Consider the following 12,524-nt stretch of genomic DNA (forward strand, 5'->3'; position numbering starts at 1 on the left):
TCCAATATGATGATGCCGCACAACTTTTTAACCGACTTAGCGGGGACGCGTGGGTGAGTGGAAGTAAACATGCTCTGAACTGGACCACATTACTGATCGCCATCCCCGTTGGATGCGTGGCCTCGCTGGTGACGCTGGCTTTTCGCGGCGTGATCGATGTCATTAACCGCCTGCTGTTCAACAGCGATAACGAAATCACCGTGGCGATGCATGTCTGGCCGTGGATCTTCTGGCCGCTGCTGGTGGGCGCGGGTGGCGTTATCGCCGGTTTTTTCCTGCGCTATGCGGTGGCGATTGAGAAACAGGAAACGGTGCAGACCGATTATCTGGAAGTTATTAACGCGCGCCTTGATGCGGTGCCGACCAAAACTTCGCTGTTCCGTGCGCTGTCATCGATTGCCAGTATCGGCAGCGGCGCGTCGATTGGTAAAGAGGGGCCGATGGTGCAGCTATCGGCGCTGAGCGGCAGTTTAATCGGGCGTTGGCTGCCCAAATCGCTCAATCTGCGCAACAGCGATATCGTGGCGATGGCCGCTGCCGCCGGGCTGTCGTCGGTGTATCACGCGCCGCTGGCGTCAGCGATATTTGTGGCGGAAATCGCATTTGGCATCTCGGCGCTGCAACGCTTGATTCCGTTGATTGTTTCGTCGGCGGTGGCGGTAATGACCATGTGGTCGCTGGGTTTTCGCAGCGCGCTTTATCCGTTATCCGAAGCGCTGTTCCAGATGGATATCAGCAGCTTGCTGATGACGTTGCTGATTGGTTTTGTCGCCGGTATCGCCGGTTGGCTGCTGATCAAACTGATTGCGCGCAGCAAGGCGCTGTTTGGCCGGGTGCGTTCGCTGCCGCTACGGCTGGGTGTGGGTGGATTAGCAGTGGGCTTTCTGGCGCTGATCTCCACCGATATTCTCGGTAATGGTTACGAAGTGATCGTCAAAATCATTGATGGCCAATATCTGCTGATGGGTTTGCTGGGATTGCTGGTGTTAAAAACGCTGGCGACCACGCTGTCGGTGGGCTCCAACGCGGTGGGCGGGCTGTTTACCCCTTCATTATTGATCGGCGCACTGCTTGGCGTGGCGCTGGCGCAGATGGGCGTGATGCTGCATTTACCGGTTGGCAATACCTTGCTGTATGCGGCGATCGGCATGGCGGCGGTGCTGGCGGCGGTCAGTCAGGCGCCGTTAATGGCGATGCTGATGGTGTTAGAGATGACGCTGAATAGCAGCCTGCTGTTCCCGATCATGATCGCGTCGGTGCTGGCATCGATGGTGGTCTATCGCCTGCAATCGTCCAGTACTTATCCGGTGGTGAGCAGCCATTTCAGTCGTTCCGAAGCCAAGTATGATTTCGATAACATGCGCGTCGACCAGCTGATCATTCCCGGCGCAGCGCTGCAGCCGGAAGAGTCGGTGGGGCAGGCGCTGGCGGTGAGCTCACTCAAGCGTGAACGTTATGTGTATGTGATTAATAGCGAAGGTCAATTTCTCGGTGTGGTGTCGATTCACGATATCTCACGCAAGGTATTGTCGCAGGAGATCACGCTGCATTCGCCCGTTAGTAGCGTGATGGACAATAACTTTCCCTGCATTTATCAGAATCAAAGCATGCGCGAAGGCTGGGAAGCCTTCGCCCGCGTCACGCTTGAGCGCTTGCCGGTGCTGAATAATCCGCAGGAGCGCCGTTTTATGGGCGCACTGACCAAAACCAGTTTGATTCAAAAAGCGCAGGAGTTTCTTTAAGCCGCGTTGCCGCGCATCGCCTGGTCGGTCATCCACAAGCGGGCGTCAAACTCCAGCTGATGATAATTCGGTTCCATGTGGCAGCAGAGTTGGTAAAACGCTTTGTCGTGCTCTTTCTCTTTAAGGTGCGCCAGTTCGTGCACCACGATCATGCGCAAAAACGCTTCCGGTGCGAGACGGAAGAAAGTGGAGATGCGAATCTCCGCTTTGGCTTTGAGATTGCCGCCTTGCACGCGCGAAATCGCCGTGTGCAACCCCAACGCGTGCTTCATTACTTTGATCTTATTGTCCCAAATCACTTTGCTCACCGGCGGCGCGCTGCGCATGTAGCGGTTTTTCAGCGCCTGGGTGTAATCATAGAGCGCCCGGTCGCTGACGATATTGTGCGTATCGGGATAGCGTTGCTGGAGAAATGAACCTAAACGCTCATGTTCGATCAGCGTCTGAACCTGCTCGAGGATGTTTTCAGGGTAACCCTGCAGATAGATTAATGACATTGGGATTCCCGGCGAAAGACAGTATACTGCGCCCCCTTTTTAGGGCGAAAATCGCGCAAAGTGTACCACGCCGGAGATTCCATGAGCCAACTTGAACTGACCAATCGCACGCTGACGCTGCACCGCTTCCCGCCAATGCGTGAGGAAAGCCCGCTACAGGCGTGGGATTCCGCCGATGAATACCTGCTGCAGCAAGAGCTGCCAGAGGGCCCGGTATTGGTGTTCAACGACAGTTTTGGTGCGCTGACCTGCGGGCTGGGCGCACGTCCTGTGTGGCACGTTAGCGATTCGCTGCTGAGCGAACAGGCGGCAAAACAGAACCTGCGTCTCAATGAGATGGATGAAGATCAGGTGCACTTTATCGATAGCCTGGCGCCACTGCCCGCCGCGCCGGCGGTGGTGATGATCAAAATTCCCAAAGCGCTGGCGTTGCTGGAGCATCAACTGCGTGCATTGCGCGAAGTGATCACGCCAGACACGCTGATTCTGGCGGCGGCGAAAGCCAAAGATATTCACAACTCTACGTTGCAGCTGTTCGAGCGCATTTTGGGCGAGAGCAAAACCTCGCTGGCGTGGAAAAAAGCGCGTCTGATTTATAGCCGCTACACCGCGCCTCAATTAGCGGATCAGCCAGCAACCACCGTTTGGCCGCTGGATGATTCTGCATACCAGATCCATAACCATTCCAACGTGTTCTCCCGCGCGTCGCTGGATGTGGGCGCACGCTTCTTTATGCAGCATCTGCCTTATGACATTGAAGGTGAGATTCTCGATCTGGGGTGCGGTAATGGCGTGATTGGTTTGCTGGCGCTGGAGCAGAACCCGAACGCGGACGTGCTGTTTTATGACGAATCCTACATGGCGGTGGCATCAAGCAAACTGAACGTGGAAGTGAACCGTCCCCAGGATATGGAGCGCTGTCAGTTCCGCGTTAACAACGTGCTGAGTGGCTTCCCGTCCGATCGCCTGCACGCGGTGCTGTGCAATCCACCGTTCCATCAGCAGCACGCGGTGACCGATCATTTGGCGTGGCAAATGCTGCGTGATGCCAAACGTTGCCTGCAGTACGGCGGCGAGTTGCGCATCGTCGGCAACCGCCACCTCGGCTATCACGTCAAAATGAAAAAGCTGTTTGGTAACTGCGAACTGGTGGCGTCTAACGCCAAGTTCGTGGTGCTGCGTTCGGTCAAACTGCGTTAATTAGATACTCAGCGCCAGTTCGGTCGCCTGAGCTATGGCGCGGCGAGCATCCAGCTCCTGCGCCACATCTGCACCGCCAATCACCCGAACGGATTTACCTCGCGCGCTGAGCTGGTCCGCCAGCAGGCGCAGCGGTTCCTGTCCGGCACAAATCACAACGTTATCCACCGCCAGCGTTATCGCTTCGCCCTGATGACGCAGATGTAATCCGGCATCATCAATTTGCAAATACTCGACGTCGCCCCACATCTGCACGCCGTGCGCCTGCAAGCTGGCACGGTGGATCCAGCCAGTGGTTTTCGCTAAGCCTGCGCCCGGCTTGCCGGATTTGCGTTGCAGCAGCCAGATTTGCCGATCGGCGGGCTGTGGCTGTGGCGCAATCAAACCGCCACGCGCCTGCAGGCTGCGGTCGATGCCCCAGCTTTGGTAGAAATCGTCATGGCTGGATTGATGCAGCAGAAACTCGGCGGTATCAAAACCAATGCCGCCCGCGCCGATAATCGCCACGCGTTTTCCCACCGGTTTTTTATCGCGTATCACATCGAGGTAGCTCAGCACGCTGGGATGATCGATGCCAGGAATCGTCAGCTGGCGCGGCAAGATACCGGTGGCGATAACCACTTCGTCAGCGGTTTCCAGTTCGTCTGTGGTGACGCGATGTTCTGTTTTAATCGTCACGCCCGCAGCAGCAAGCTGATGACGGAAATAGCGCAGCGTTTCGCTGAATTCGGCCTTGCCGGGAATCTGTCGGGCGATATTAAACTGCCCGCCAATTTGTGTGTCGGCTTCGTACAGCGTGACCTGATGGCCGCGCTCGGCCGCCTGCAGCGCGAATGCCATGCCGGCAGGTCCCGCGCCCACCACCGCTAACTGCTTTGGCTGTTCGGTGGCGATCACCGGCATCAGCGTTTCATGGCAGGCGCGTGGATTCACCAGGCAAGAGGTGACTTTGCCGACAAAGATTTGATCGAGGCAGGCCTGATTACAGGCAATGCAGGTATTGATGGCATCAGGCTGGCCGGTTTCTGCTTTACGAACGAAAGCCGCATCGGCGAGGAAAGGGCGAGCCATCGAAACCATATCGGCGATGCCTTCACGCAGAAGTTGTTCAGCCACATCGGGATGGTTGATGCGGTTAGTGGCAATGACCGGCACCGACACGCGCTCGCGCAGATGCTGGGTGACCCAGGCAAAACCGGCGCGCGGCACGCAAGTGGCGATGGTAGGAATGCGCGCTTCATGCCAGCCAATACCGCTATTAAACAGCGTAACGCCGTTCTGCTCCAGCGCTTGCGCCAGCGACAGCGTTTCCTCGAGCGAACTGCCGTTATTGACCAAATCAAGCATCGACAGGCGGAAGATGATGATGAAGTCGCTGCCGACAGCATCGCGCACCGCTTGCGTCACAGTTAACGCAAAGCGCTGACGCCGCGCCACATCGCCGCCCCAGTCATCCTCACGCTGATTGGTATGTGCCACCAAAAACTGGTTAATCAGATAACCTTCCGAACCCATAATCTCCACGCCGTCATAGCCGGCCTGTTGCGCCAGTTTGGCGCAGTGTGCGAAGTCCTGAATGGTTTGATGAATATCCGCATCGCTGAGCGCCTGCGGTGTAAAGGGATTTATCGGCGCCTGCAACGCCGAAGGGGCAACCAGATCGCGTTGATAGCTGTAGCGACCAGCATGCAGAATCTGCAGCGCAATTTTCCCGCCTTCTGCATGCACCGCATCGGTGATGATACGGTGCCAGTTGCACTGACTATCCTGGTTTAGGATCGCTCCGCCATGTGCCACCACGCCTTGCGGATTGGGCGCAATACCGCCGGTGACAATCAGCGCCACACCTTCGCGTGCGCGCTCAGCGTAGAAGGTAGCCAGACGTTCGGCACCTTCAGCATGTTCTTCCAATCCGGTATGCATCGACCCCATCAGGAAACGGTTTTTAAGGTGGGTGAAACCCAAATCTAGCGGGGCGAACAGATGGGCATAATGTTCAGACATGATCACATACTCAGAAAGTGGTCGGATGAGTGAACTCTAGCGGGAATTTGCAGGGAAGGAAGTGTGTGGCGTTCAGCCTGTGAGAAGCATCAAAAAAAAGCAGGGCGGTAAGTCGCAGACGAAAGTATCGGACTTCTTTCGCCAGGCACGGGAAGAAACCTACTCGCCCTGTAATAGCATGAAGAAGGGGCTAATAAATTAGCTCTGTGGTTGTTAATTCCTTTATAACTCAATCTTTTTAAAAACTGTCCAGGGTAAGGACAAGGCACATCATGCCATGTCACTACACTGTTTATCCGCAAGACTAGTCTTGATTTTTCTTTTAGCACGCACCATTACGACGTGCGAGTTCGATGATATCGACCAGGTTTTTTGACTCAAGTTTTTGGAATATTTTTGTTTTATAGGTGCTGATGGTTTTGTTATTCAATCCTAATTCACAAGCTATGGTTTTATTCGACTTTCCCTGTGCAAGTTGCCGTAAAATCAAGTTTTCACGATCTGTTAAACGCGAAAGCATATCTTGTTCGTTCACGTAACGCTGACGTTTATCCAGAATGTCACCAGGAAGATAATTTACATTGTTAGATACACAGCCAATAGCAGCGATCAGCGTTTGAATCGGATCATATGTAGATACGAATCCGTTTACTCCCTGGCTAAGTGACTGTAATGAAACAGGGTTGTTCCCACTGTGGCCAATTAGGATAACTTTCATCCAGGTCTTGGATTTAACGATATCACGCAAAAAAGCAATACCGTTTTTCTCTTTGAAGTCCGGGGCCAATATGAGTATGTCGATGTGATGATGAATAATATCATCTATGCCTTCGTTAATTGTGTGCGCAGTAGTGACACAATTAAAACCGTTCATTAATAATAAAGCCTGCACGCCGGCGGCAACCAAACGATGCTCATCAACGATGAGGATTTTTGCATTAAACATATATCTCCCTTAACGGCACCGTAATGATGACGCTGACGGCCATTATGTCCGGCAGAATAATAGGGCGAACCGAGAAATGTCTCGATAAGATTATGATTCTAGGAATCTTGCTGATTTTTCAAGCGATGTTTCTCAAATTCATCCAATGACTCGTCGACACGTTTCATCTCTTGGATAATTTGCTGAATTAACGATTGTGAATTGTGCCCTTCCTCAAGGTGCTTTTCCAGCTTGCGGCCCAATTCAACCAGAACGGTAGCATTAAGTATTGCTGCTCCTCCTTTAAGTTTATGTCCAAGCTGCGACAATGTATTGGCATCATCCGTCTGCTGAAGTGATGCCACTAATTCATCGTGACTGCTTCGTATGCTGGTGAGTAATGCCAGGCAACCTTCGCTGTCTTGTTCGGCCAATTGTGTGAAAAGCTGCGGGTAAGAGGCAATACTCGGTTCTAATGGAGTTATTGACGTCACTAGCATTTCTGGTTGTAGGGCACTGCGACGGGTACAGCGTGCAACCTGCGTCAGTAAGCTCTCTAAATTTAGCGGCTTGAAAAGACAATCGTTCATTCCCGCCTGTAAGCAGCGTTGCATGATATGCTGCTCAGCCGATGCAGTCAGGCCGAATAACATAATCGGTGTTAATTGATGATCCTGCTCGTATTGCCGTAGCGCCTCAGTGAACTGAAAACCGTTCATACCGGGCATATTGCAGTCAGTAATGATAAGATCGAAGCGTAACGGATCCTGTTGCCATAATGTCAGTGCTTCAGCTGCACTTTCACTCACCATGACTTGATGTCCGGCCAGTTCCAGCTGTTTGCCGAGCAGCAATCGATTGGGGGCGTGATCGTCAATGATCATCACCGAGAGCTTGTCTGACATCAGCGGCTGCGACAAATGAGGTTGTGTTTGATCCTGAGGTTCACCCGGCAAGGCACGGAAGTAAAAAGAGAATACCGCGCCCTCACCCGGCGAACTTTCTACAATTAACTCACCATCCAGTAAATGTGCCAGATTACGACAGATGCTTAGTCCTAATCCGGTGCCAATCTGCTGCTGCTGGCGATCGCCGACCTGTACAAAAGGTTCGAAAATGGCGTGCTGTTGATCTTCCGTCATGCCACAGCCTTGATCGCTAACTTCAATCACGAATTCGCAACCCTCCTCCTCTTGCGCGATGCCCTGCATGAGGACAACCGTAACAGTGCCGTTGTCGGAAAACTTAATGGCGTTGCTTATTAGATTAGAAAGGATTTGATTGAGCATTAATGGGTCCGTTTTCACCCAGTAAGCGGCAATATCCATTTCTATCCGCAATTCAAGGCCCTTAATCTCTGCTTTATTACGAAAAAGCGTGACTGCTTGATCAAGTACATCAGGAAGATAGATTGTTTCTAATGTTGGCTGATAAAGGCCGGATTCGATTTTCGACAGATCGAGAATATCACCAATCAATGACAGCAGTGCGCGTGCTGAGTTATAGGCGACGCGGATATTCTCTGATAGCGAATCCGGTGGTTGTAAGCGAGTTTCTAATTCCAACAAGCCAATCATAGCGTGTAGTGGCGTGCGGATCTCATGGCTCATGCTGGCAAGAAATTCACTTTTGGAGCGGTTGGCTTTATCAGCCACATCTTTGGCGAGCTGTAACTCCTGCAACAGCGCATTGCGTTCAGTGACATCCAGCCAGCCTCCGATAACGCCTGCGACATCACCGTGCCGATCGCGAAACGGCAGCGTCCAGTGATAAAGCTGGAATGAAAGCTGATCAAAGTCCATATGGATGTCGCGTATGACGGCTTCGCCATCCAGTAACGTTTTCTGATAGCCATCTTCAATACTATGAATATTGGCGTTATTGCCTGTCAAAACGTCCGAAAGTCGTTTTCCGATGACCTCTTCGCGCCGGAAATTCATAAAATTCAGGTAGGCATTGTTGCAATCCACCAGCCGGGTTTGTTTGTCGCGAATATACATAGCAACGGGCGAATCATTAAACAGCGTATGGGTGAAATTGAGCTGATTTTTGAGCGCGTTTTCGGCCTGAATACGCTGTTGAATGACCCTACGCAGATGGCGGTTCCATAAAAGAATCAGTGCTATCAAACCGGTTGAGACTGATACGATCAGCAAGATAATTTGTTTGTGGTTCTGCCAGGAAGCACTTAAAAACGGCATATCTGACTGACGCCACTGCGCCAGTAATTTGAACATCGTTTCCGGCGGAATTGCGATTAATGCTTTATTAATGATGCTAACCAGCATTTCATTACCGGGCTCTACGCGCATCACAAAGCGTGCCGGCTCGGCACCCAAAGTCGTTTCGACAATAAAGTCATCTGCATAATGGTTGTGGAGCAAGTTATCCGCAAAGATTTTTGGCAGCACTACCGCATCAATTTCTTGCGTCTGCAAAGCGCGTAAGGCCTGTAAAGGGTCATCGACGTAGGAGAGATTCAGATGGGGATAATGCAGCAGCATCCAATCTTTCATTTGCCTGTTGTTGAGCATGAGAGCAGAACCAAACGGGAAAGTATTCCGAGCCATAATATTGCGGGGGCGCTTATGGCGAATAATAACCCAGTGTGAAACCAGCCAGGATCGGGTAACCAACTGAGGAGGAATTTCATGGGTAAGCATCTCTAGTGCATATAGATGTGGAGAATGCTTATCGGCTTGATTACGGCTACTTTCTTCCTGAACTTCTGGATTGAAGGTGATGCCACTTAGGTTGGCAATAAGATCTAAGACGTCAATGATCATGCCGCGAAAGGGCATACCCCCGCTGCGACTGCTGAGTGGCGCGAGGGTTTGCGGTAGTGCGGTATTGATAAGTGGGTGTTCCTGTAGCCACTTCTCCTCTTCATGGGAAAGTGCAAGTGGATTACGTTGCAGCACATGGTACGTATCAAGCTGCCAGCGCTTCGCTATTTGCATTCGAATAGAGAGCGGAATTTGTGTCAGGGCAAGATTGATCGCATCGGCAAGTTGTGGATAACGCGGACTAATGCCAAAGCTAACATTCATCGCGAGAGAGTGATCATCTTTCGTGATTTCCAGCGCATTTGCGAACATAAAGCGATTGAGGTGCATAAGTGTGGCGGCGCTGCCCCAAACTCGCTCTGATTGACCAAAAACCGTCGCCGCGACAGCATCGTAGTAACCGGGAAAACGCACCAAAACATCACTCTTATAAATCTCTTCCAAATGCGCACGCAGCAATGCTGAACCTGACCAGGCCATACGATTAGGTCCATCATGATTGAGTTCATTGCGCTCTTCAGGATTAAAACCTATCGCTGCGTAATCCAGCATCCAGGGTTCGCTGGCGATCAATGATTGCGGCTCTGCGAGTGAGGGTTGATCCACATAGATCGCTAATAGATGCATTTCTCCGCTGGTTAAGGCTTCCAGGGCCGCGCTGTGGCTGGCGTAATAATGGATTTCTACCGTGGTATCCAGCATATTTTGAATTAGAGAGAGATAATCCGCACTTACGCCTTCGAATCGCCGCGTATCCATATCCATAAAAAAAGGCGGTTGTGGTTTCCCAGCTACAGCAACTTTGAGTACGTGATTACGAAACTCTGAAGTAATAGGCTCAGCCAGTTGCAAAGCAGGTTGAGCAGTATCATATCGCGCCAGTAATTGCAGTTTTTTCTCTGATGCTATTAATGAACATGAAAATAAAGCCAAAAAAAATACAGCTAACAAGCGAAAGGTATTAAGGTTGATTAGCACGCAGCCTTCTTAAAATATTCATTAATGTCAATCAGGACTATCGAGTATAAGGATATTGTTATCTTTCGCTCGCTCTATTCTTTTGCTGAGAATATTTTGCGACCATTCTCAAATATTTGATTTTTAGTGAAAGAGTGTCTGTGAAGGTGGTGTTACGATATGGCTACAATTAATTATTAAATTCAGTAAGTTATATTGCTCATTTTCTTTCAAGACAATTCTTATGTGGTCTTGTTAAGGAGTTAAGTCAGACTTTTCCCACTTTTACGTGAGCAGGCAAGTAAAAATTTATCACGATAAAATATAAACCTAAAGAGGCATATAAAAATGGCCGCTGTTAGGGTGACTCTATCAATTTAAAATTCTGATGTTGTGAATGCTACTCTTTCACGACTGCTGTAATCGATACCATTTATTTATTGAAGCAGTTGTGGTGGTCAGAATTGGACAAAGTTAATGCTGTAATAAAGGAATAAATAAATGGTATATGCACATAATAAACAAGTGCGTGTGGCTGTCCTTGATGATCACCCAATGGTCCGTACCGTTTTCGAGTTGTGTTTAAAACATGAGTCCGATATTCATTTGGTGGGAACCTGGGCTTCAAGTAATGAATTATTTAATCAGCTAAGGAGTACCGTGGTTGATGTGCTGGTACTGGATTTCCTGCTGGGCGAGCGTGAACTGGATGGTTTGGCGTTGGTGAAGCAACTGCGTAATCACTATCCGCAGCAAAAAATTCTGATCTCTTCTTCAATGGAGAGTCCTGCCATCGTCAAAATGGTGCTGAGCGCGGGTGTAAAAGGCTTCATTGGTAAGAGCCACAACATGCAAGAGATCACACACGCTATTCGTCAGGTGGCACAAGGACGTTTGTTCCTGTCAAAAGAAGTCGCCTATGAAGTGGAAAATCTCTATGTCATGAGTGAAGAGTCACTGGATGAAAGCCTTGATTTCAGCAGCAAAGGCAACATGTATGAGAAGGTGAAAACCCTCAGCCCGCGCGAAGTGGAAGTGGTGCGTTGTTTTCTCGATGGTTTAAGCGTGTCGCAAATTGCCGTGAAGTTTAAGCGCAGCCGTAAAACGGTGAGCGGACAAAAACAATCGGCTCTGAAAAAACTCGGTTTGCGCTCCGATTCTGAGCTGTTCAAATACAGCCACGACCTGATGTCAGGCTATTAATTTTCTTCACAGGCGGCCACATACGGCCGCCAGTAGCCTCCTCTGCATTGCATACTTCACGTTCCAGGTAACACCTTTCCGTAACATGTCTTTAGGTGATCTTCATCACAGTTTAAAGCTGCGTAACCCGGTCTGATGGCGCCCATTGCTACAGCACTTATGGGGACGTTATGAATATCGAAACGCAATCCGGCATGATCACTGGAAAAAAACAAGTCAGCGTTGCACAGCAGCAGGTGAAATGGGACGGCAAAGGTACGTTGGTGCGCATCACGCGTGGCGGCATTTGTGGCTCCGATCTGCATTACTATCAGGAAGGTAAGGTCGGCAGTTTTGAGATCAAAATGCCGATGATTCTTGGCCATGAAGTGATTGGCTACGTGGTTGAGAGCGATGACCCGAATCTCAAACCCGAGCAAAAAATCGCGGTAAATCCCTCAAAGCCCTGCGGCACCTGCAAATATTGCCAGCGCGATCAGGAAAATCAGTGCACCACCATGCGTTTCTTCGGCAGCGCCATGTATGTGCCGCACGTTGATGGCGGTTTTACTCAATATAAAGTGGTCGATAGCGCGCAATGTGTGCCGTTCCCGCAGGATGCCGACGAAACGGTCATGGTATTTGCTGAGCCGCTTGCGGTTTGCATTCACGCTACGCAGCAGGCGGGCGATCTCACTGGCAAGCACGTGTTCATTTCGGGCGTGGGTCCGATTGGCTGCCTGATTGCGGCGGCGGCAAAAGCGCGTGGCGCCGCCTCCATTGTGTGCAGCGATATCAGCGAGCGTTCACTGGAGATGGCGCAGCAAATGGGCGCAACCGACGTGATTCATGCCGCAGAGGGCGATTTCGTGCCATACCTCGCCGACAAAGGCTATTTCGATGTGGCGTTTGAAGCCTCTGGTCATCCTTCTTCGCTGCAGCGCTGCCTTGATGTGGTGTGCGCCAAAGGCACGCTGGTGCAGGTTGGTATGGGCGGCACCATCCCCAATTTCCCAATCATGGCGCTGATTGCCAAAGAGATAAATCTGGTCGGTTCCTTCCGCTTTACCCATGAATTCAACACCGCCGTCGAATGGCTAGCTACTGGCGTGGTGAATCCGTTGCCGCTGTTCAGTGGTGAGTTCGCCTTGCAGGATATTGATGCCGCGCTGCAGTTTGCCGGCGATAAAACCCGTGCCGCTAAAGTTCAGTTAACTTTTTAAGGAGCAGT

8 protein-coding genes are annotated in these 12,524 nt (G+C 51.0%); 4 read left to right on the top strand and 4 right to left on the bottom strand.

All coding sequences use genetic code 11. The annotated features are described in order from the left end of the window. Positions 1 to 53: 53 nt before the first annotated feature. On the top strand, positions 54 to 1,742 hold the full coding sequence (locus RTM06_RS00265) for a chloride channel protein (protein ID WP_312179058.1): 1,689 nt from the start codon (positions 54 to 56) through the stop codon (positions 1,740 to 1,742). On the opposite strand, the gene RTM06_RS00270 is transcribed toward RTM06_RS00265, so the two are convergent. After that, a complete protein-coding gene (locus RTM06_RS00270; RefSeq protein WP_312179060.1) occupies positions 1,739 to 2,239 on the bottom strand; it encodes a M48 family metallopeptidase in 501 nt (166 codons plus the stop codon). The two genes, RTM06_RS00265 and RTM06_RS00270, sit on opposite strands and share 4 nt — an antisense overlap. An 81-nt stretch (positions 2,240 to 2,320) precedes the next feature. On the opposite strand from RTM06_RS00270, the gene rlmG reads away from it, so the two are divergent. Then, the gene (gene rlmG, locus RTM06_RS00275) at positions 2,321 to 3,439 is read left to right on the top strand and encodes a 23S rRNA (guanine(1835)-N(2))-methyltransferase RlmG (protein WP_312179062.1); all 1,119 of its coding nucleotides are present in this window, start codon (positions 2,321 to 2,323) and stop codon (positions 3,437 to 3,439) included. Here rlmG and RTM06_RS00280 read toward each other — a convergent pair whose 3' ends face one another. The 3 genes from RTM06_RS00280 to RTM06_RS00290 all read right to left on the bottom strand — a co-directional run bounded on the left by RTM06_RS00280 (position 3,440) and on the right by RTM06_RS00290 (position 10,132). Beyond that, entirely contained in the window at positions 3,440 to 5,443 is a 2,004-nt protein-coding gene (locus tag RTM06_RS00280; RefSeq protein WP_312179063.1) for an NADPH-dependent 2,4-dienoyl-CoA reductase, read from the bottom strand. A gap of 322 nt (positions 5,444 to 5,765) precedes the next feature. Beyond that, positions 5,766 to 6,389, bottom strand: a complete 624-nt coding sequence (locus RTM06_RS00285; RefSeq protein ID WP_256697541.1) for a response regulator transcription factor — start codon at positions 6,387 to 6,389, stop codon at positions 5,766 to 5,768. A gap of 98 nt (positions 6,390 to 6,487) precedes the next feature. Beyond that, entirely contained in the window at positions 6,488 to 10,132 is a 3,645-nt protein-coding gene (locus RTM06_RS00290; protein WP_312179067.1) for an ATP-binding protein, read from the bottom strand. A gap of 480 nt (positions 10,133 to 10,612) precedes the next feature. Between RTM06_RS00290 and RTM06_RS00295 the strand changes: the two genes are divergently transcribed. Further along, positions 10,613 to 11,314, top strand: coding sequence for a response regulator transcription factor (locus RTM06_RS00295; protein ID WP_256697538.1), 702 nt, complete (start codon positions 10,613 to 10,615; stop codon positions 11,312 to 11,314). 170 nt (positions 11,315 to 11,484) lie between these two features. Then, the gene (gene idnD, locus RTM06_RS00300; RefSeq protein WP_312179069.1) at positions 11,485 to 12,516 is read left to right on the top strand and encodes an L-idonate 5-dehydrogenase; all 1,032 of its coding nucleotides are present in this window, start codon (positions 11,485 to 11,487) and stop codon (positions 12,514 to 12,516) included. The last annotated feature ends 8 nt before the right edge of the window (positions 12,517 to 12,524 follow it).

Source organism: Pantoea sp. CTOTU46764 (genome assembly GCF_031974595.1).
In the GTDB taxonomy this organism is placed as follows: Bacteria; Pseudomonadota; Gammaproteobacteria; order Enterobacterales; family Enterobacteriaceae; genus Pantoea; species Pantoea trifolii.